Genomic DNA, 20,146 nt, shown 5'->3' with positions numbered 1-20,146 from the left:
CCGGCCGGACGGACCCCGGCGGAAGCGGAGCGGCCCCCGCCGTCCTCTCGGACTGCGGGGGCCGCTCTCGTCTGCGCTGGACAGCCGCGAAGGCTAGGCCTCGAGCGGGATGCTCGGGCCCATGGACGTGGAGACCACGGCCTTCTTGATGTAGCGGCCCTTGGCGGCGGACGGCTTGAGGCGGTTCACCTCGTCGATCGCGGCCTGGTAGTTCTCCAGGAGCTTCTGGTCGTCGAAGGAGGCCTTGCCGATGATGAAGTGCAGGTTCCCGTGGCGGTCCACGCGGAACTCGATCTTGCCGCCCTTGATGTCGGTGACGGCCTTGGCGACGTCGGGCGTGACGGTGCCGGTCTTCGGGTTCGGCATCAGGCCGCGCGGACCGAGCACGCGGCCGAGGCGGCCGACCTTGCCCATGAGGTCCGGGGTGGCCACGACGGCGTCGAAGTCGGTGAAGCCCTTCGAGACCTTCTCGATCATCTCGTCGTCGCCGATGATGTCGGCGCCAGCCGCGAGAGCCTGCTCGGCACGCTCACCGGTCGCGAAGACCAGGACCCGAGCGGTCTTGCCGGTGCCGTTCGGCAGGTTCACGGTGCCGCGGACCATCTGGTCGGCCTTGCGCGGGTCGACGCCCAGGCGCAGGGCGACCTCGACGGTCGCGTCGAACTTGACGGTGGAGGTCTCCTTGGCGAGCTTCACGGCCTCGGCGGGGCCGTAAAGCTTGTCACGGTCCACCTGCTGGCTGGCTTTGCGGTGGTTCTTGCTGCGCTTCACTCTGTTCTCCTGTGGAACGTGTGGTCACCGGGCCAGCGCCTGGCCCTGCCACGGTGGTTCTTGAACGTCGAGCGTCCCCGGTCGCTCCGGTCTCCGCGGACCGGCGCCACCGTGCGGGGGACTACTTGACCTCGATGCCCATCGAGCGGGCGGTACCGGCGACGATCTTGGCGGCGGCCTCGATGTCCTCGGTGTTGAGGTCGGGCAGCTTGGTCTGCGCGATCTCGCGGACCTGCTCGGCGGTGATGGAACCGGCGGTGCTGCGACCCGGGTCGGTGGCGGCCTTGTCCAGGCCGGCGGCCTTCAGGATCAGCTTCGGCGCCGGAGGCGTCTTGGTGACGAAGCTGAAGGAACGGTCCTCGTAGATGGAGATCTCGACGGGGATGACGTTGCCGCGCTGGGACTCCGTGGCAGCGTTGTACTGCTTGCAGAAGTCCATGATGTTGACGCCGTGCGGACCGAGCGCGGTACCGACGGGCGGCGCCGGGGTGGCCTGACCGGCGGGGAGCTGCACCTTGACGAGTGCGGCCAGTTTCTTCTTCGGAGGCATATCGGGTCCTTTGCCTGATCTGCGTTGTGTTCTGGTCCCGTTGCCTCCCTGACGGCGCCGCGCGGCCTCGGGGCCGGGGAACCGCTGCCGAAGGAGGCGGGGGACCCCGCGCTCGACGGGCGCGGGGCGCCGGTCCGCCGGGACCGGGCGGACCGGGCGCGGGTCCCGCCGGGGCGGAACACGCGAGTGGGTCCGCCACGGGGCGGACCCACCAAGTCTATGCCGCTCTTCTGAGTGCCCTGACAGGCGCTTCGCGACCACAGGGCCCCAGCACGAACGGCGGGAGCGTACGGGCTAGATCTTGGCGACCTGGTTGAAGGACAGCTCGACCGGGGTCTCGCGGCCGAAGATCGACACCAGCACCTTGAGCTTCTGGGTGTCGGGGTTGATCTCGCTGACCGTCGCGGGCAGGGTCGCGAACGGACCCTCCATGACGGTGACGGACTCGCCGACCTCGTAGGCCACGTCCATGCGGGCCTCTCCGACGCCGCCGCCCGTGGTCCGGGCCTGCTGCGCCTGCTCCGGCTCCACCTCCGGCTCGGGGGCGAGGAGCTTGGCCACCTCGGTCAGGCTCAGCGGCGCGGGCTTGTTGGACAGGCCCACGAAGCCGGTGACGCCCGGGGTGTTGCGGATGGCCGACCAGGACTCGTCGGTCAGGTCCATGCGGACGAGCACGTAGCCGGGCAGGACCTTCTCGGTGACCTGCTGGCGCTTGCCGCTCTTGACCTCGGTGACCTCGTGCTCGGGCACCTCGACCTGGAAGATGTACTCCTCCATGTTGAGGGACTGGGTGCGGCTCTCGACGTTGGCCTTGACCCGCTTCTCGTAACCGGCGTAGGTGTGCACGACGTACCAGTCGCCGGGCAGCAGGACGAGCTCGTTCTTGAACTCCTCGACGGGGTCCAGGCGGGGGGCCTCCTCCTCGGCGGCCTCGTCCTGCTCCTCGTCCTCCTCCACGACGCCCTCGTGGTCGTCGGCGGCCTCGGACGCGTCGGCGTCACCGGTCAGCTCCGGGCTGTCGGTGTCGACCGCGTCGGTCGCGTCCTCCGGCAGCTCGCCCGCCAGGCCGGTCTCTTCCGCCGACGACTGAACCGGCTCCTCTTCGGGGAAGTCGTCAGAGGTCAGTGGGGACTCGGACACGGCTGCTCTTTCTCTCGTCGGATTCGCTCTCGGGGCGACGCACACGAGGCAGCGCTGTACGTCGAACCCGGTTCTGCCAGCTTACGGTCTCTCCGGGCGGACCGGGACCAACGCGCGGACGAGGAGGCCGCGTCCCGGCTGCTGCCGGAGGACGCGGCGCGGAAGGGGTGGTCAGACGCCCTGCGGGGTGCCGAACGTGCCGTACAGCCAGGTGACCGCCTCGCCGAAGCCCCAGTCCACGAGGGAGACGTATCCCAGGACGACCAGCACGAAGACGAGGACCACGATGGTGTAGGTCACCAGCTCGCGGCGCGTGGGCCAGCGGACCTTGCGCAGCTCTCCGGCGACCTGCTTGGTGAACGTCACCGGACCGGTACGACGCTTGGGCTCCTTGTCGGGCTTGGCGTCGGCGTCAGTCTGAGTCACCTGGGGTCCTTAGGGTCGCGGGCTGCTACTTGTCCCCGTAGTTTCGGTGCCCGTGCGGCGCGACGCCCGCAGGGGCGCCGCACCGCACGCGCGAAGGTGCAGGGCAGGAGGGACTCGAACCCCCAACCGCCGGTTTTGGAGACCGGTGCTCTGCCAATTGAGCCACTGCCCTTAGCGGAAACTGCGATCCCACCATAGCCGGTTCCGGTGCGCTACGCACACCGTGCGCCAGGTAACACCTGGGCTACGAACGGCCGACCCGAAAGAGTGTATGCGCTCGGGGCCCCGTGACCAAACCGTTCGTCCCGCCGAGGGGCGTGAACGGCCCCTTCGTCCGGTTGCGCCCTCCTTCCCGCCCGCGCCCGGACCAGGGGCGCATGACAACATGGGTCACATGACTGATCGACCCCGTCTCTCTGCACGTATCAGCGCGATCTCCGAGTCCGCCACCCTGGCCGTGGACGCCAAGGCCAAGGCCATGAAGGCGGAGGGCCGTGCCGTCATCGGCTTCGGCGCGGGAGAGCCCGACTTCCCGACCCCCGACTACATCGTCGAGGCCGCCGTCGAGGCCGCCCGTGAGCCCCGGTTCCACCGCTACACGCCCGCCGGCGGCCTGCCCGAGCTCAAGAAGGCCATCGCCGAGAAGACCCTGCGCGACTCCGGCTACGAGGTCGACCCCGCCCAGGTCCTGGTGACCAACGGCGGCAAGCAGGCCATCTACGAGGCCTTCGCCGCCATGCTGGACCCGGGCGACGAGGTCATCGTCATCGCCCCGTACTGGACCACCTACCCCGAGTCGATCAAGCTCGCGGGCGGCGTCCCGGTCTTCGTCGTCACCGACGAGAGCACCGGCTACCTGGCGAGCGTGGAGCAGCTGGAGGCGGCGCGCAGCGAGCGCACCAAGGTCCTGGTGTTCGTCTCCCCGTCCAACCCGACCGGCGCCGTGTACCCGCGCGAGCAGGTCCGCGAGATCGGCCGCTGGGCGAACGAGCACGGCCTGTGGGTGCTGTCCGACGAGATCTACGAGCACCTGGTCTACGGGGACGCCGAGTTCTCCTCGCTGCCCGTCGAGGTGCCCGAGATCGCCGACCGCACCGTCATCGTCAACGGCGTGGCCAAGACCTACGCCATGACCGGCTGGCGCGTGGGGTGGATCATCGGCCCCAAGGACGTGGTCAAGGCCGCGGGCAACCTCCAGTCGCACGCCACCTCCAACGTCGCCAACGTCTCGCAGGCCGCCGCCCTGGCCGCGGTCTCCGGCGACCTGGACGCCGTGGCGACGATGCGCGAGGCCTTCGACCGCCGCCGCAAGACGATCGTGCGCATGCTCAACGAGATCGACGGCGTGGTCTGCCCCGAGCCGCAGGGCGCGTTCTACGCCTACCCCTCGGTCAAGGGCGTGCTGGGCAAGGAGATCCGCGGCCGGACGCCGCAGACCTCCACCGAGCTGGCCGAGCTCATCCTGGAGCAGGCCGAGGTCGCCGTGGTGCCCGGTGAGGCCTTCGGCACCCCCGGCTACCTGCGCCTGTCCTACGCGCTCAGCGACGAGGACCTCGCCGAGGGCGTGAGCCGCATCCAGAAGCTGCTGGCCGAGGCCAAGTAGCAGAGCCCCTCTGGGGCTCCGCTCCGCTTCGCCCCGTGTCCGGGCGCCCGGAGAGCGGGAACCTTCGGTGCCTCCGGCGGGTTCGCTCGTTCCTCGCGAACCCGCCTCCGCCACCTCCAGAACCCCGCGGGCGCCCGGACAGAACCCCTTGAAGCCGGGCACGCAGTCACCGGCTCCGTTCACGCGTCCCGGGGACCGGTTCCCCGGGGCGCGTCGGCGTGTACGGGGCCGGTCCCCGCGCTACCGAATGGGGCGTCCTGGCACCGGAGGCGCCCCGCATACGGCAGGCTTACGTCATGGAGACACCGACCAGCGCCCGCCGGTTGGACCGGCTGCCCAAAGCACACCTGCACCTGCACTTCACCGGGTCGATGCGCCATCCCACCCTGGTGGAGCTGGCCGCCGAGCACGGCATCCACCTCCCCCAGGCCCTGGTCGAGGAGTGGCCGCCAAGGCTCCGCGCCACGGACGAGCGCGGCTGGTTCCGCTTCCAGCGCCTGTACGACATCGCCCGGTCGGTGCTGCGCAGACCCGAGGACGTGTACCGGCTGCTGCGCGAGGCGGCCGAGGACGAGCGCGCGGCCGGGTCAGGCTGGCTGGAGATCCAGGTGGACCCGAGCGGTTACGCGTCGCTCTTCGACGGGCTCACCGCCACCCTGGAGCTGTTCCTGGACGCGGCCCGCGCCGCCGAGCGCGAGACCGGCGTGCACGTCGGCCTGATGGTGGCGGCCAACCGCACCAGGCACCCGCTGGACGCCAAGGTGCTGGCCCGTCTGGCCCGCCAGTACGCGGGCAGGGGCGTGGTGTCGTTCGGCCTGAACAACGACGAGCGGCGCGGCCGCGCCCTGGAGTTCGAGGGGGCGTTCCGGATCGCGCGGCGGGCCGGGCTGCTCTCCGCGCCGCACGGCGGCGAGCTCCAGGGGCCCCGCAGCGTGCGCGAGTGCCTGGACGTGTTGAACGCCGACCGGATCGGGCACGGCGTGCGGGCCGTGGAGGACCCGCGGCTGGTGGAGCGGATCGCCGGACGCGGGGTGACGCTGGAGGTCTGCCCGACCTCCAACGTGGGCCTGGGGGTGTACGACGACCTGGGGCAGCTGCCGCTGCGCACGCTCTTCGACGCCGGGGTGCCGGTCGCGTTGGGCACCGACGACCCGCTGCTGTTCGGGCCGCGCCTGGTGGAGCAGTACCGGATCGCCCGCGAGGTGCTCGGGTTCTCCGACCCGGAGCTGGCCGAGCTGGCGCGGATGTCGGTCCGCGGCTCGGGCGCGCCGGAGTCGCTGCGCAAGGAGCTGCTGACCGGGGTGGACGCGTGGCTGGCCGCAGACCCGGAGCCCGCCGGGGACTGAGCCGCCACCGGCTCAGGGCTCAGGGCTCAGGGCTCAGGGCTCAGGGCTCAGGGCTCAGGGCTCAGGCGAGGAGCATCCAGGCGCCCTGGCCCAGCATGGCGGCGCCCGCGACGAAGAACAGGGTGGCCGCGCCGATCTGGATGGCGCGCTCGGGCAGCTTCTTGCCGAGCACGGCGCCCAGCGCGATGGCGATGGCGTCGGCCGCGACCATGCCCACGGTGGAGCCGATCCACACGGGCAGCCAGTGGTGCTGGGTGCCGACGGTGATCGTGGCGAGCATGGTCTTGTCGCCGAGTTCGGCGACGAGGAAGACGACGAAGACGGTCGCGAACGCGGAGCGGATGCGCCGGGAGGCGGCGCGGGCCTCGTCCTTGTCGCTCATCTCGTCGCCGCGCAGGGTCCACGCGCCGAAGAACAGGAACGCGACACCGGCGGCGAGGGTGAGCCAGTCGGTGGGCAGCGCGGCGCCCAGGACCTCGGCCAACAGGACGCTGCCCGCGTGCACGACGGCGGTGGCCGCGGTGATGCCGAGGATGACCGTGAGGGCCCGGTAGCGGGTGGCCAGTGACATGGCCACGAGTTGGGTCTTGTCGCCCATTTCGGCGATGAAGATGGCGAAGGCGCTGAATGCCAGTCCGGCGGCGAACCCCGTCATGTTTCCCCTTCCGTCCGACGTTGTCTGGGCAGAAGGAGGCGGACACCGCTTCAACCCGGTCTTTTCCGGGTCAAAGGTCTCGTCCGCTCCTGGCTCGGCTTGTCTGGCCTGGCCGGGCTCGTACGACCGGGCCGCGGGGCGGCCAGTGTGTCGATCGCACGCATTGGGGACTACTCCCCTTCGACGCCTCCGACTTTATGGCAGAACAGAAGGGGAATGCAATTCATGGCTTTACTGAATTGTTTTATCAGCCCGCCCTGAAAAACAAGTTGGCCGCGCCCAACTCCGAAATTGGGCGCGGCTGGGACCGAGGCGCGGGGCACCGGCTCAGAGGGAGACGCCGACCATCACCGGCTCGTTGACCAGGCGGACCCCGAAGGCCTCCTCCACGCCCGCCCGCACCTCGCGGGCCAGCTCCAGCAGGTCCTTCGTGGTGGCGCCGCCGGGGTTGGTCAGGGCGAGGCTGTGCTTGCCGGAGATGCGCGCGGGACCGTCGCCGTACCCCTTGGTGAACCCGGCACGGTCGATCAGCCAGGCCGCGGAGAGCTTGACGTTCCCCCTCGCGTCGGGGTGTCCGGGCACCTGCGCGTCGGCGCCCAGACGGGCGGCCGCCCGTTCGCGCACGGCCGCGAACCCCTCGGCGGTGACCACCGGGTTGGTGAAGAACGACCCGGCGCTGCGGGTGTCGGGGTCGGCGGGGTCCAGGACCATGCCCTTGCCCCTGCGCAGCCCGAGGACGGTCTCACGCGCCCGCTCCAGCGGCACCCGGGCGCCCGCCTCGGTCCCCAGGGTGCGGGCCACCTCGGCGTAGGCGATCGGACGGCTGAGCTTGGAGCGGCGCAGCGCGAAGACCACCTCGCACACCACGTGGCGGTCGTCGCCCTTGAAGACGCTGTCGCGGTAGCTGAAGCCGCACTCGGCGTTGGTCATCCGGCGCCGCTCACCGGTGCGCCGGTCGTGGACGAGCACCTCGCGGATGGTCTGGCTGACGTCCTGGCCGTAGGCGCCCACGTTCTGGATGGGCGTGGAGCCGACCCGGCCGGGGATGCCCGACAGGAACTCCAGCCCGCTGAGGCCCTCGGCCACGACGCGCTCCACCAGCGGGTCCCACTCCACGCCCGCCTCGGCGCGCAGCAGCACGACCGGTTCGCCCTCCTCGTCGGTGCCCGCCTCCTCGAAGGAGACTCCCTTGGAGTCCACGAGGACCGCGGTCCCGGGGAAGCCGTCGTCGGAGACCACGAGGTTGCTGCCCCCGCCAAGGACGAGGACGGGCTCGCCGGCGGCGTCGGCGCGGGTCACGGCGGCGACCAGTTCGTCGGTGGTGCCCGCGACCAGGAAGGTCCGCGCCGGGCCGCCCAGGCGCAGGGTGGTGTACTCGGAGAGTGCGGTCACGTCTACCTCGCCAGACGCACGGTGGCCTTGGACTGCACCAGGACCTTGGCGCCGCCCGACCGCGCGGTCAGCAGCACCGTGACGGTGCCGTCGTCGTTCTTGGTCTTGACCTTGCCGCCGACGGTGATCTCGGCGCCCTCGTCGTCGTCGGGGACCACCACGGGCGCGGAGAAGCGCACCGAGTAGTCGACGACGCAGCCGGGGTCGCCCGCCCAGTCGGTGAGCACCCGCGCGGCCTCGGCCATGGTGAACATGCCGTGCGCGATGACGTCGGGCAGTCCCACCGACTTGGCGAAGCGCTCGTTCCAGTGGATCGGGTTGAAGTCACCCGAGGCGCCCGCGTAGCGGACCAGGTCCAGGCGGCGGACCGGGAAGGTGCGCTCGGGGAGCTCGGTGCCGACCTCGACGTCGGCGTGGCGCAGCCTGCTCATGCCTCTCCTCCTCGCGCGACCAGCATCATCGTGGCGGTGACCACGTGCTCGCCGTCGGCGTCGTGTGCCGCGGTCTCCAGGGTGAGCAGCTCGTTGCCGCCCAGGGCCCGGATGGCCGTGATGCGGGTGACGCTGCTCAGGACGTCCCCGGCGTACAGCGGACGGCTGTAGCGGAAGCTCTGGTCGCCGTGCACGACCCGGGAGAAGTCCAGGCCGAGGTCGGGGTCGGCGATGGCCTGGGCCGAGCCCGCCATCCCCAGGATGACCGGGAAGGTGGGCGGGGCGACCACGTCGGGGTGTCCGGCCGCCCGGGCCGAGGCCTGGTCGGTGTAGACCGGGTTGGGGTCGTTGACCGCCTCGGCGAACTCACGGATCTTGCCCCGGGTGACCTCGTAGGCCTCCGGCGCGGGGTACTCCCGGCCGAGGTAGTCAGGGTTGATCGCCACGCTCTCTCCTGTCGTGAAGGGGCCCGGACACGCGAACAGCCCGGTGAGCGGATCGCTCACCGGGCTGGAAGCCTTCGAGAACTGCCTCTGCGACGTCGCGGCGGAGACGATCGCGCTCGACAGGGACGCTCGCGCGGGACTTAACGGGTCTCGCGGTGCTCGTTGTGCTTGCGGCAGTTCGGGCAGAACTTCTTGATCGCGAGACGGTCGGGGGTGTTCCGACGGTTCTTGCGGGTGATGTAGTTCCGGTGATTGCACTCCTGGCAGGCCAGGGTGATCTTCGGCCTCACGTCGGTGGCAGCCACTTCGGAGTGCCTTTCTCGCTGGAAACAGTAGTAAGCGCCCGCGACGACCCCTGAGATGTGGGCTCAGGGGTCAGCGGGTTGGTAGCGGGGGCCGGACTTGAACCGACGACACAGCGATTATGAGCCGCTTGCTCTACCGACTGAGCTACCCCGCCCCGATCAACGGGACCACAACCCTACCAGGGCTGTGACCCGGTGCAGGCCGGCGGATGCTCCCTCCGGCCACCCACCTGAGTGGACCGTACCCCGTCAAGTGGTGGAGCCCCTTTACGGAATCGAACCGTAGACCTTCTCCTTACCATGGAGACGCTCTGCCGACTGAGCTAAAGGGGCGCGCTGGTGGGGCTTTCTCTCGTCCGCCCCGGGGGTGTTGCCCCCTTGCGCTGGTCATGACTATACAGGGATTCGGGGGTGGTCTGCCAAATCGAACGCCCCCGGGCCGCGCCCGGGCGCCGAAATCCCTGCTCACAGCGGTTCCGACGCCCCGACTGTGACTCAGACCGCCTCGACCCACACGTTGGACATCGCGTCCCGGTTGATCCTGCGGATGTCGGCGGGCAGACCCAGCCTGCGCAGGGCGTCGGACAGGCGGGTGTCGTGGGTGAACACGATCAGCTGCCGGTGCCTGCCCACCTCCGCCAGCACCGCGGACAGGCCCTCCACGGTCTCGGTGTCCATCGCCTGGACCGGGTCGTCCAGGACCAGGAAGCCGAAGGGGTTGCCCTCCACCAGGGTGCGCGGCAGGCAGATGGACAGCGCCAGCGCCTGGAACTCGCCCTGGCTCAGGAGTCCGGGCGCGCTGGTCTGGTCCCCGACGCCGTCGACCGACACGTCCACCTCGACCCGGCGCCGGGCGCCCCGGCCGATCAGCCGCATGCCCTGGAGGTCGATGTGGCGCTCCTGGCGCAGCCGGTACCAGACCTGTTCGGCCTGCGCGGCGACCGGCCCCAGCCGCTCCTCGCGCAGGATCCTCGCCTGCTCCGACAGCCAGTTCAGCGCGGCCTCGGCCCCGTTGAGGACCTCGCGCGCGGTGAGGGCGTCCTGGGCGTCGTCCAGCCACCCCGAGAGCTGCTCGGCCAGCTCCGACCAGCCGCCGGTCGGGTCCTCCAGCCGCTCGCTCGCGTCCCGGCGGGCGCTCACCGCGGCCGCCCGCAGCCTGCGGCCGACCGTTTCGACGTGCTCGGCCAGCTCGGCCAGGTCCTCGATGTCCGCGCCGGACTCCCACAGCGACCACACCTGACCCAGCTCGCTCTCCGGCGGCAGCCAGCCCGGCGCCGGGGACATCAGGAAGCGGGCCTGGTCCCTGGCCGCGTCGGCGCGCTCGTAGGCGGCCGAGACCACGGCCGCCTGGGGCTTGAGGGCGCGCAGCTGGGCGTTGGCCCGGCGCGTCCAGTCGGCGCCCAGCGGCGAGGAGCACGTGGGGCACTCGGTCTCGGAGGGGTGGCGCTGGTGGTGTTCGAGCGCCTGTTCCAGGAGCCTGACCACCCCGTGCGCGCGGTCGCCCTTGCTGCCCGCGGCCATGGCCAGCTCCATGGACGCGCCCCGCAGCTCGTTGACCACGTCGGACATCAGCGCCCGCTCGGGCACGGCCAGCCGCCTCAGGCGGCGCAGGACCGTGTGCAGCTCGGGGTCGCTGGGCCCGGTGTCGGAGGCGAGCCTGCGCAGGGCGTCCATGTCGAAGTAGGAGGCGGTGAGGAGCTGGACGGCCTGGGCGGCCCTGGGGTCGTCGGAGGCCCGGAGCGCGTCGAGCAGGTACCGCAGCTCCCGCGAGGGGCGGTCGCGTCGCTTGGCGAGCCCGTCGCACACCTTGGCCAGGCGGCGCTCGGCCTCCGTCAGGCCGCTGAGCCCGAGCAGGCCGGTGAGCGTGTCGTACAGCTCGGCCGAGCGCCCGGTGACCGTGCGGCCGAGTTCGTCGTAGGACAGGAAGGGGCGGTAGCGCACGAGGTTGTCGCCCCAGTCCATGGTCCGGAGGGGGGAGACCTCGCCGTCGGGGCGGACGACCTCGCCGCGCGCGGAGCGGACGCTCTCGCCCGTCCACCTGCGGCTGATGCGGGTGGAGCCCTCGTCCCCGGCGACGCGCACGTCCACGGTCGCCTCGGTGCGCTCGTCGTAGTGGAGGTTGCGCCAGCCGTCGCGCCAGCCCGTGGGCATGGCGTCCCACCGGGGGTTGCGTCCGGTGAGGGCGGCCTCGGCGGCCTCGGCGAAGCTGGACTTGCCCGAGCCGTTGCGCCCGACGATCACGGTGAGCCCGGGACCCGCGTCGAAGGCGAGTTCGGCGGGGCGGCCGATGCCCCGGAAGCCCTGGACCCTGATCCCGGTGAGGTAGGTCCGCCGGACCCTGCCCGCGGGCGGCTCGGCGACGGGTTCCGGCTCGGGGACGCGCTCGCCCCTCAGGCGGGCCTCCAGGGCGTCCTCGCCCCACAGGGCCGCGCCGACCCAGGAGCTGACCTCCCGGGGCAGCCCGGAGCGCGCCAGAGCGTCCAGGAGCGCCGTCCCACCCTCGAACGTCTCGGGTACCCGAGTCACTTCGTCACCCCGTTCACGTGTCGTCTCCGCACAAGCAGACTAGGACAGGACGGGAGGAAGCACTCGCCGAACGCCGGTCTCCGTCGCGGGAGGGGCCGACTGGCCTCCTCCCCCGCCTCGGTCCCCCCTACACCCCCACCAGGCGCCTCCTGCTCCCGTCCCACGTGAAGTGCAGGGTGGCGATCCCGGGCACGTTCGGGTCCCGCAGGCACTCGTAGATGTTGAGGCTGGGGACGCTGGCGAAGCAGCCCCACACCCGTTCCGAGGTCAGGACGAAGTCCAGGTCCAGTTCGACCAGCAGGCCCAGCAGGCGCCCGTGCGTGGGCTCGTCGACCTTGGCGAAGGCGTCGTCGAGCAGGATCAGCCTCGGCGCCCACGGCGCGCGGGCCGCCAGGGCGTCGAAGTGCGCGGCGGCGGCCGCGAACAGCACCAGGTAGGCCACCACGCGCTGCTCGCCCTGGCTGAGCGCCGTGCGGTGCCCCAGGCGCCGCTCGTCGCCCGCGCCGTCGGTCACGTACACGGTGAAGGTGAACCAGGACCGGTAGTCCAGGGCCGCGCGCAGCTGCGCGCCCCCCGTGGCGGTGGGGTCCAGGCGGCGGATGGCCTCGATGCAGCGCCGGAGCGCGTCGCGCAGCCGGGTCGTCTGCACGCGGGTCCGCTCCCGGGCCGGGGTGGCCAGGAGCGGCACGACCGCCTCGATGTCCGCTCCGGCGTCGGGGGCCAGCCGCCAGTCCAGGCGCACGCCCAGACCGGCCGAGGTGGTGACGTCCTTGAGGACGTCGTTCATGGTGGCGATGAGGCCCCTGGCCTCCTCGACCTGGCGTGCCAGGTGGCCGGCCAGCTCCCCGAGCAGGTGCCGTTCGAAGGCCTCCTCCTCCGCGATCGCGACGCTCTCCTCGGCCCCGGCGACCGCGGCGGCGATCCGTTCGGCGTAGGCGGTGACGTCGTGCGCGCCGTCCTCGTCGTGGACCGTGAGGCGCTTGACGCCCCGGGGTTCGCTCATCTCGGTGCGGACCTGCGTCCAGCCCGCCGAGGCGAGCACCCGGTCCAGGTCCTCGCGGCTGGCCAGGACCGTGCTGTCGTCGACCCGGGGCGCGTCCGCCGCCTCGCCGCCCTCCGGGGCGGCCAGGCCCTCCTCCATCGCGATGACGAAGGCCTCCAGCAGGGCGAGGCGGGCGTCGGGCCCGGGGGGCGCGGTCTCGGCGCGGGCGGCCAGGTAGGCGGCCAGGGGCGCGTCGTCCTCGGCGCACGCTCCCAGGCCCGCGGCGCGCAGCAGCACGGCGTCGGGGGCCTCGGTCCCGGACGCGTCGGTCCCGGTGACCGAGGCGACCAGGCCGTCCCCGGCCGCGAGCGCGCGGCTGACCTGCTCGGCGCGCTCGCGCGTGGCCGCGGCCAGGCGCGCCTCGGCGCTGACCCGTTCGTCCCGGGCGCGCTGGGCGTCGCGTTCGAGTTCGGGCAGCCGCTGGGCGGCCTCCTCGGCTCTGGCCCCGACCTGCTCGCGGGCGGCGTCGAGCTGTTCGTCGGCCACGCCCCGCGCCCGGTCGCCGAGTTCGATCTGGCGGCGGACGGTGATCATGTCGTCGATCGCCGCGGCGCGGGCGTCCTCGGCCAGTACCCGGTCGGCCCGGACGGCCCGCCAGGCGGCGACGTGGTGCTCGTGGTCGGCGAGCTCCCAGGCCAGGACGTCCAGGTCGCGCAGCGCGGAGGCGATGAGGACGCGCAGGTGGTCCAGGGCGCGCAGGGCGCTGTCCAGGTCGGCGCGCGCGGTGGGCAGGTCCCCCTCCCCCGCGGCGGGTCCGCCCTCCTGGGTGCCCTCCACCGCGGAGGCGCGGCGCAGGCTCTCGCGGACGTCGAGCAGTTCGGCCCGGCAGTCCTCGGCCGCGTCGCGGGCCACGTCGTGGGCGCGGCGCGCGGCGGCCACGTCGTCCCGGGCGGTCTCCAGGACGGCCCAGGCGCGGATCAGGGGGGCGGCGTCGGGCAGGTCGCGGGAGACCTCCAGGAGTTCGGCGTAGGAGTGCTCGACGGCCCAGCGGCGCTCGCCCGCCTCGGCGAGCAGGGCCTCGGCGATCGCCATGCGCCGGTCGGTGTTGGCGGTGGTGCGGTCGCGGGCCCGTTTGCGGGCGGCCTCGCCGATGTACTCGGGTTCGCTCTTGTAGTGGGCGCCGGAGGCCACGCCCAGGCGCCAGCCGCCGGAGAGGGACATGGCGCTGGAGAGGGCGACGGCTCCGGGGCTGTCCTTGCGGTGGCGCGGTTCGGCCTCGGCGTCCTCGGGGTCGCGGACCCGCTCCGCCTCGGAGTCCAGGGCGATGGAGGAGAGCAGGGCGCGCAGGGTGTCGGGGGCGACGCCGCGGCCGGTGGTGGGACCGGCGGCCGGGACGAGCACGTCGAGCAGCGTCCGGCCGCGGACGGGGCGCGACAGCGCGGGGACCGGCACCGGGGAGACCATGAGGTCGCGCGTGGTCGGGTCGTGCAGGGCGCCGTCGGCGCGGACCCAGCCCGCCAGCAGTCCGCTGGCCTCCAGGGCGGCCTCCAGGCCGGCCTGCTCGCGTGTGCTGAGCCCGTCCGCGAAGTCGACGGCCAGGTAGAGGGGGAGGCCGTCCCCCTCGGGGCGCGGGTAGGTGGCCCATCCGGGGCGCTCGGGAGCGTGCTCGGCGTTCTTGGTGCGCCGGTCCGCCAGTTCCGCGAGTTCGCCGGAGAGCTGGCCCTCCTCCCCGACGGCCACGTCGCGGCGTGCGCGCAGTTCCTCCAGGAGGGGGTCCACGGCGGCGTGCGCCAGGCGGGCCACCCTGCCGGGGACCGCGGGGTCCAGGACGCGCAGCGCGTCGTCGATGGGCAGTTCGACGCTGCCCTCCAGTTCGTGGATGGCCCCGCCCAGGGCGTGCGCGTGGCTGGAGTCGCGCAGCCGGGCGGACCACTCCCGCACGCCCTCGGCGTAGGCGGCGCTCTGGCGCCGTACGAGGCCGACGGCGTCCTGCTCGCGCTGGTGGGCGCGTTCGAGCACGGCGTCGGCGGACTCGGCCTCGCTGGTCAGCGCGACGAGGCGGCGGTCGGCGGCGGCCTCGGCGGCGGTGAGCCCGGTCAGGCGGGCGGCCAGGTCGGCGCGGTCGGCGGCGCGGTCGGCGGCTCCGGTGAGGCGGTCGTGGAGGCGGCCCAGGCGTTCGCGCAGGCCGTCCAGGTCAACGCCCTCGACGGGTTCGCGTTCGACGGCCTGTTCCAGTCCGCGCAGGTCGACCCGGGTGGTGCTCTCGCGGGGGGCGTGGACGGTGGCGACCGGGTCGGGGACGGTGCCGAGGACTCCGGGGTCCATGCCCGCCGCGGAGGCGGCGCGCGCGGCTTCGGCGTGGGTCTGGCGCAGGACGTCGAGCGCGCGCTCGATCGTGGCGGTGTCCTCGCCGATGCGCTCGACGGTGTGGCGTTCGACCCGTTCTGCGTGCTCGGCGGCCACCCAGGCGGCCTCGGCCGCGCGGATGTAGGCGCCCACGGCGGCGTCGTAGGCGCGGCGCTCGCCGTCCGTGGCGGTGGCGGAGCCGCCCTGGGCGGCGGCGAGGGTCGTGTCGTCGGACCGGGCGGTGTCGCGGGTGCGGCGGGCCTGGTCGCGTTCCTCGGAGATCTGGCTCTCCGCCGTGATGAGGTCGTCGAGTTCGGCGCGCAGCCGCTCGGTCTCCTCGGTGCGGTCCGCGGCGGCGTCGATCTGCTCGCGCACCTCGGCGGCCCGGGCGCGCAGGGTGTGGACGAGGTAGCCCCGGTAGTCCTCCAGGAAGGCGGTGACGCCCGCCCCTGCCTCGGTGAGGGCGTCCTTGTCGGAGCGGGCCCGCTCCAGGTCGGCGATGTTGCGGGCGACCTCGTCCAGGATGGTCTCGTCCATGGGCGGCAGCGCCTCGGACAGGACGCCGACGAGCTCCCCGGCCTCCAGGCGGTCGCCGATGGTGGGGCGGCGCAGCCGGTAGAGCAGGTGGATGAGGTTGCGGTAGCGGACGGAGTCGTCGATGCCGAACAGGTCGTGCATCACGCGGGCCCGGTAGGGGACGGGGCTGGTGAAGCAGTTGTCGGCGCCGATCTCCGAGCGGAGGCGGTCGACGGGCTTGGGGCGGCCGTCGGTGACGAGTTCGAGGTCGTGGCCGACCCGGCGGTCGGTGACGAAGAACACGCACCGCGGGTCGGAGTCGCCGACCGCCATGACGGCGGCGCCCAGGGTCAGGTGGCTGGGCGGGGCGTCGGGGTCGCGGGGCTCGGGTTCGCGCGCCGCCGCGTCGGACTCGGCGGCGCTGGCCGCCGCGCTGGCGGCGAGGAGGGCGGAGGCGCTGCTGGCGCCGGTACCGGCGAGCAGCGCTGAGGCTCCCCGGCCGGTTCCGGAGCGGGCCGCGGCGTCGAGTCCGCGGTCGCCGCGCTCGGTGGTGAACTCCACCCACAGGTAGCCGAGCCGGGTGGCGGGACCGGACTCCTCCTCGGCGGGGTCGCCGGGGGCGTCGGCGCCGTGCGGGCCGTCGGCGGGTTCGTCCTCCGCACCGGGGCCGCCGAGCAGGTCGGGGCCGTCCTCCTCGGCTCCCTGGAGGCGGCCGGGCCGCGTGTCCTCGGCCATGAGCCAGCGCAGGCTGGTGCGGTTGGTGCCCGTGGTGTCCAGGCGGCGCACGTCGCCGTCGAGCAGGAAGGGGAGCAGCATCTCCAGCGCCTTGGACTTGCCCGCGCCGTTGCGGCCGCGCAGCAGCAGCCGCCCCTCCGCGAAGTCCATGACGTGGTCGTCGTACTGCCAGACGTTGCGGATGCCCGCGCGTTCGAGCCGGTAGCGGGGGACGCCGTCGGAGGCGCCGGTACCGGCGGAATCAGCCGGACCCGTCGCCGCCGCTTCCGGGGCCTGGCTGGTCTCCTGAGTCACCACTGGTCGCGCTCACCTTCTCGTTCGCCACCGCTTGCAGCACGGACGCCACCCGGCTCAGGTCGCCGCGGGGGTCGGCGGGAGCGTCGGGGGCGTCGGGTCCACCCTCGTCGTCGCCGGGGGCGCGCACCGGATCGGGGTGTGTCCGGCTGTCTTCGTCATTGTCCTGGATCGGGGGGACGCGGATGTCCGTTTCGGCCCCGTAGCGGGCGGCCGCGGCGGTGAGCCGCCACCGTCCGGGGGCGCCCCGCAGCAGTCCGAGGTCGGCCAGCAGGACCAGGACCCGCTCGCGGAGCCGTCCGGGGTCGGGGATCTCGGGTCCCGCGGTGCGGGCCCACTCGGCCCGCGCGGGCGCGTCCGCGCCGCAGAGGGCCTCCAGCGCGGTGTTCATCTCCTCCTCCGGAACCGGGGCGGAGGTGGCGGGGCGGCCGGGGTGCAGGCGGCCGGAGAGGTGGCGGACCAGGGCCAGGGCGACCTGTCCGACGGGGTCGTCGGAGGGGAAGACCGGGCGGGCGCCCGCCTCGTCGGGCATCACGAGGGCGACGCCCTCGGCGCGGACCTCGGTGTCGCAGCCCAGGAGGTTGCCGAGCGCCGCGGCGGCCCGCCACTGGTGTGCGGCGAGGCGGTCGCGCTGGCGGTCGGGGAGCTCCTCGCGGTAGACGACGGCGGTCTCGGCGAGGAGCCTGCGCAGGGCGGTCTCGCCCTGGTGGTCGCCCTCGGGGTCGGTGTCGCGGGCGGCGGCGAGGAAGGAGTCGGGGTCGTCGGAGGCGCGGGGCAGGTGGACGGCGACCGAGCGCAGGACCTGCGTGTGCGGGATCAGCTCCGCGTCGGCGGAGGGGTCCTCACGGTGGTCGGCGATGGTGCCGAAGTCCTCGGTGAGGGCGCCGAGCGAGACCAGGTGGAGCAGGGCGGCGCAGAAGGCGCGGCGCTCGGCGAGGCCGCGCGCGGGGTCTGCGTCGACCCCGGCCTCGTGCGCGGCGGAGCGGACCCGCGCGGCCAGGCCGCGGACGGTGGTGGGGCCGTGTCCCTCGACCAAGACGGCCAGGGACAGCGCCAGGTAGGTGTGCGTGCGCGGGGTGAAGGGGGCGCCGGTCCCGCGTGCGAGGGGGCGTGCGACCTCGGTGACGAGGCCGCGTTTGACCAGCCGGGCGTGGTCCTCGGCGACGGTCAGGCGGTAGCCGAGCACGCGTTGGAACCGTTGGACGAGCCACTCGGTGTGGGAGCGCACGAGGGCGAACTCGGCGGGGTGGGCGCGCTCGGTGAGCAGGGGGTGGGCCAGGAGGGCGCGGGCCGCGGCCTGGCGTTCGCCGATGAGCGCGGCGTCCTCGCTGTAGGTGTCCGTCTCCATCACTCCCACGATCGCTTCTCGGGCGGGTTCGCGGACAGGTCGTCCGGACCGGGGGGACGCGGGTCCGGTCCAGGGAGGTTACCGGTGGGTTCGGTGTCCTCGGGGCGGGGCGCCGCGTCGGGGTCCGGGGAGGGTCGCGGAGTCGCGGAGGGGGCCGGAATCCCCAGGATGTCCGCGTAGGACGGGGCGGTGGGCGTCCCGGGGATCTCCGGGACGGACGGGGCGCCGGGGTGCGCGGAGTACGGCGGGACCGCCGGGGATTGGGGGGAAAGGGGTTCCGTCGACGCGGCCGGTGTCCGGGGGGTACGGGGTGCGGCCGGGGACGGTGGGGCCTTCGGGTCCTCGGAGGCGGGCGGGGCGAAGGGGTTGCGGGGCGCGGACGGGGTGCCCGGGCCCGCCGAGCGGTCCGGGGCGGCAGGGTATCCGGAGGCGGCGGGGCCCAGCGGATCGTCTGAGGATCCCGCGTTCCCGGGCATGACGGGAACCCGGGGGTCGAAGGGGGCCTCAGGGCCGTCGGAAACGGACGGGGCCTCGGGGCCCTTGGGACCTGCCGGAACGGAGGAAACCGCCGGGGCCTCGGTGCCACTAGAGGCGTCCGGGCTCGCGGTGGCGGCGGGGGCTGGTGGGCCGTCCGGGGCCTCCGCGCTCCCGGACGTGGCGGGAACCCGGGGGTCGAAGGGGGCCTCAGGGCCGTCGGAAACGGACGGGGCCTCGGGGCCCTTGGGACCTGCCGGAACGGAGGAAACCGCCGGGGCCTCGGTGCCACTAGAGGCGTCCGGGCTCGCGGTGGCGGCGGGGGCTGGTGGGCCGTCCGGGGCCTCCGCGCTCCCGGACGTGGCGGGAACCCGGGGGTCGAAGGGGGCCTCAGGGCCGTCGGAAACGGACGGGGCCTCGGGGCCCTTGGGACCTGCCGGAACGGAGGAAACCGCCGGGGCCTCGGTGCCACTAGAGGCGTCCGGGCTGGTCGATCGGTCCGAGGCGTCAGGGTACGGGGAAGCGGCGGGGCCCAGCGGATCGTCTGAGGACTCCGCGCTCCCGGGCGTGACGGGAACCCGAGGGTCGAAGGGGGCCTCAGGGCCGCCGGGCACGGACGGGCCTGCCGGGGTCTCGGTGCCAGCGAGGGCGTCCGGGCTCGCGGTGGCGGCGGAGTCGGCGGGGGCTGGTGGGCCGTCCGGGGACTCGGGGTCCTTCGTGCCCGTCGGGGCCGAGGGAACCGTCGATGCCTCGGTGTCAGCGGCGCCGTCCGGGGGCTCCGAGTGGTCCGAGACGCCCGGGGCCTGAGAGGCGGAAGGGGCAGCAGGGGCGCCCGGACTTGCGGAGGCGTCGGAGTCAGCGTGGGCCAGCGGGGCCCGGGACGGCTTCTCGGACGCCTCGGCGAGGTCCTCGTCGGTCCCGGGGGCGGGCGAATCCGCGTGGGCCAGGGAACCGGCGGAGGCGTCCTCCCCCTCGGGGGCACCGGCCGCGAGGGGGCCCGCCCCGTCCTCCTCCGGCTCCTCGGGGAGCGGGTCGAGGTCACCGGGGCCGTGCTGCTCGTAGGGGGTCACCAGCAGCCGCAGGCCCTCCAGGGTCAGCTCCCCGCCCTCGCCCCGGATGGTGACGTCGGCGCCCGGCGCGGCGACGACGTGCAGGCGCAGCGCGAACTCCAGGTCCCCGGCGGAGGTGGGGCGCCTGCTGGCGTCGCCGGAACCCAGGGCCGCGGTGAGGAGCTCCATCAGGACCTCCATCCCGGCGCCGGACAGGTCCAGGCGGGCGCGGCGGCCCGTGGGCTCGGTGAGCAGGGAGCGGATCTGCGCGGCGCCGGCGCGGCGCCAGTGGGCGGAGGACTCGGCGGCGTCGCGCAGGCGCGCCTGTTGGGCGCGGTGGTCGCTCACCGGCTCGGGCGGCCGGGCGCCCGGGTGCTCGGTGACGGTGCTGCGGTCGGCGTCGGCCTGCCACCAGCTGGTGGTGGCGGCGACACCCTCGTCCACCCTCCCCTCCAGGTGGAGCGCCGGGTGGAGGGCGTACGAGGCGGCGGCGAGGGCGTCGGCGCGGTCCGGGTCGGCCTCCTCGAACCAGGCGGCCAGGCGCAGCAGAGAGGCGCGGCCGTGCCGTGGCGTCGGCCGCCCGTCGGCGCCGCGTCCGTCGTCCGCGTGGTTGTCCGTCCACTGGTTGAGTCCCACAACTCAGCAGACTAGAGACCTCGCGGGCGCGCCACGCCCGTTTCGGCCCCCTCCGGTCCTGGGAAGAGGGCCGCGTCACCCGTTTTGAGCAGGAGTTATGTACTTTTGAGGAACTTTGGCATGATTCTGCGGAGGGAGGCGAAGCTCACCTCCACCGGACGCGGCGGTCCGCCCC

The 20,146-nt window shown here is 73.6% G+C and carries 15 protein-coding genes and 3 tRNA genes; 2 read left to right on the top strand and 16 right to left on the bottom strand.

Translation table 11 applies throughout. The features are described 5' to 3' along the window. Positions 1-93: 93 nt before the first annotated feature. The 5 genes from rplA to ACSTA4_RS03445 all read right to left on the bottom strand — a co-directional run bounded on the left by rplA (position 94) and on the right by ACSTA4_RS03445 (position 3,059). Positions 94-771, bottom strand: a complete 678-nt coding sequence (rplA, locus tag ACSTA4_RS03465; RefSeq protein WP_274976132.1) for a 50S ribosomal protein L1 — start codon at positions 769-771, stop codon at positions 94-96. Between the two features lie 121 nt (positions 772-892). Next, entirely contained in the window at positions 893-1,321 is a 429-nt protein-coding gene (rplK, locus tag ACSTA4_RS03460; protein WP_013156098.1) for a 50S ribosomal protein L11, read from the bottom strand. Positions 1,322-1,615: 294 nt separating this feature from the next. Then, positions 1,616-2,461, bottom strand: a complete 846-nt coding sequence (nusG, locus tag ACSTA4_RS03455) for a transcription termination/antitermination protein NusG (protein ID WP_444962404.1) — start codon at positions 2,459-2,461, stop codon at positions 1,616-1,618. Between the two features lie 171 nt (positions 2,462-2,632). Continuing rightward, the gene (secE, locus tag ACSTA4_RS03450) at positions 2,633-2,887 is read right to left on the bottom strand and encodes a preprotein translocase subunit SecE (protein ID WP_013156096.1); all 255 of its coding nucleotides are present in this window, start codon (positions 2,885-2,887) and stop codon (positions 2,633-2,635) included. 99 nt (positions 2,888-2,986) lie between these two features. Continuing rightward, positions 2,987-3,059, bottom strand: a tRNA-Trp gene (locus ACSTA4_RS03445). 222 nt (positions 3,060-3,281) lie between these two features. On the opposite strand from ACSTA4_RS03445, the gene ACSTA4_RS03440 reads away from it, so the two are divergent. Together ACSTA4_RS03440 and ACSTA4_RS03435 are read left to right on the top strand one after the other, a co-directional pair. Further along, entirely contained in the window at positions 3,282-4,490 is a 1,209-nt protein-coding gene (locus tag ACSTA4_RS03440) for a pyridoxal phosphate-dependent aminotransferase (RefSeq protein WP_174547194.1), read from the top strand. A 296-nt stretch (positions 4,491-4,786) separates the two neighbouring features. Beyond that, positions 4,787-5,836 (top strand): adenosine deaminase, encoded by a 1,050-nt coding sequence (locus ACSTA4_RS03435; RefSeq protein ID WP_444962403.1) that lies wholly within the window; start codon positions 4,787-4,789, stop codon positions 5,834-5,836. Positions 5,837-5,897: 61 nt separating this feature from the next. Here the strand turns inward: ACSTA4_RS03435 and ACSTA4_RS03430 are convergent, their stop codons facing one another. The 11 genes from ACSTA4_RS03430 to ACSTA4_RS03380 all read right to left on the bottom strand — a co-directional run bounded on the left by ACSTA4_RS03430 (position 5,898) and on the right by ACSTA4_RS03380 (position 19,971). Next, a complete protein-coding gene (locus ACSTA4_RS03430; RefSeq protein ID WP_444962402.1) occupies positions 5,898-6,491 on the bottom strand; it encodes a TMEM165/GDT1 family protein in 594 nt (197 codons plus the stop codon). A 327-nt stretch (positions 6,492-6,818) separates the two neighbouring features. Then, on the bottom strand, positions 6,819-7,883 hold the full coding sequence (locus ACSTA4_RS03425) for a UDP-N-acetylmuramate dehydrogenase (RefSeq protein ID WP_444962401.1): 1,065 nt from the start codon (positions 7,881-7,883) through the stop codon (positions 6,819-6,821). A 2-nt stretch (positions 7,884-7,885) separates the two neighbouring features. Continuing rightward, a complete protein-coding gene (locus tag ACSTA4_RS03420; RefSeq protein ID WP_097636072.1) occupies positions 7,886-8,314 on the bottom strand; it encodes a MaoC family dehydratase in 429 nt (142 codons plus the stop codon). Further along, positions 8,311-8,760: a MaoC family dehydratase N-terminal domain-containing protein gene (locus ACSTA4_RS03415; RefSeq protein ID WP_248773447.1), complete on the bottom strand. Its 450-nt coding sequence runs from the start codon at positions 8,758-8,760 to the stop codon at positions 8,311-8,313. Before ACSTA4_RS03415 ends, ACSTA4_RS03420 begins: the two co-directional genes overlap by 4 nt. 140 nt (positions 8,761-8,900) lie before the next feature. Then, positions 8,901-9,065, bottom strand: coding sequence for a 50S ribosomal protein L33 (gene rpmG, locus ACSTA4_RS03410; RefSeq protein WP_013156089.1), 165 nt, complete (start codon positions 9,063-9,065; stop codon positions 8,901-8,903). A gap of 79 nt (positions 9,066-9,144) precedes the next feature. Further along, positions 9,145-9,220: transfer RNA gene (locus ACSTA4_RS03405), tRNA-Met, on the bottom strand. A gap of 102 nt (positions 9,221-9,322) precedes the next feature. Beyond that, positions 9,323-9,398, bottom strand: a tRNA-Thr gene (locus tag ACSTA4_RS03400). 162 nt (positions 9,399-9,560) lie between these two features. Then, on the bottom strand, positions 9,561-11,591 hold the full coding sequence (locus ACSTA4_RS03395) for an AAA family ATPase (RefSeq protein ID WP_444962400.1): 2,031 nt from the start codon (positions 11,589-11,591) through the stop codon (positions 9,561-9,563). Positions 11,592-11,718: 127 nt separating this feature from the next. Continuing rightward, a complete protein-coding gene (locus tag ACSTA4_RS03390; RefSeq protein WP_444962399.1) occupies positions 11,719-16,467 on the bottom strand; it encodes a TIGR02680 family protein in 4,749 nt (1,582 codons plus the stop codon). Next, positions 16,412-17,812, bottom strand: coding sequence for a TIGR02678 family protein (locus tag ACSTA4_RS03385; protein WP_444962398.1), 1,401 nt, complete (start codon positions 17,810-17,812; stop codon positions 16,412-16,414). The genes ACSTA4_RS03390 and ACSTA4_RS03385 overlap by 56 nt, the downstream gene beginning before the upstream one ends. Further along, entirely contained in the window at positions 17,812-19,971 is a 2,160-nt protein-coding gene (locus ACSTA4_RS03380) for a DUF2397 family protein (protein ID WP_444962397.1), read from the bottom strand. Before ACSTA4_RS03380 ends, ACSTA4_RS03385 begins: the two co-directional genes overlap by 1 nt. Between the last annotated feature and the right edge of the window lie 175 nt (positions 19,972-20,146).

This window comes from Nocardiopsis sp. M1B1, from assembly GCF_052466615.1.
Note: the sequence above shows the minus strand (reverse complement) of the source record. Positions and strands in the feature narration are given on the sequence as shown.

Coding starts and splice junctions, on each gene's coding strand:
- rplK (WP_013156098.1), bottom strand. CDS start 1,321: ATGCCTCCGAAGAAGAAACTGGCCGCACTCGTCAAGGTGCAGCTCCCC.
- ACSTA4_RS03440 (WP_174547194.1), top strand. CDS start 3,282: ATGACTGATCGACCCCGTCTCTCTGCACGTATCAGCGCGATCTCCGAG.
- ACSTA4_RS03435 (WP_444962403.1), top strand. CDS start 4,787: ATGGAGACACCGACCAGCGCCCGCCGGTTGGACCGGCTGCCCAAAGCA.
- ACSTA4_RS03430 (WP_444962402.1), bottom strand. CDS start 6,491: ATGACGGGGTTCGCCGCCGGACTGGCATTCAGCGCCTTCGCCATCTTC.
- ACSTA4_RS03420 (WP_097636072.1), bottom strand. CDS start 8,314: ATGAGCAGGCTGCGCCACGCCGACGTCGAGGTCGGCACCGAGCTCCCC.
- ACSTA4_RS03385 (WP_444962398.1), bottom strand. CDS start 17,812: ATGGAGACGGACACCTACAGCGAGGACGCCGCGCTCATCGGCGAACGC.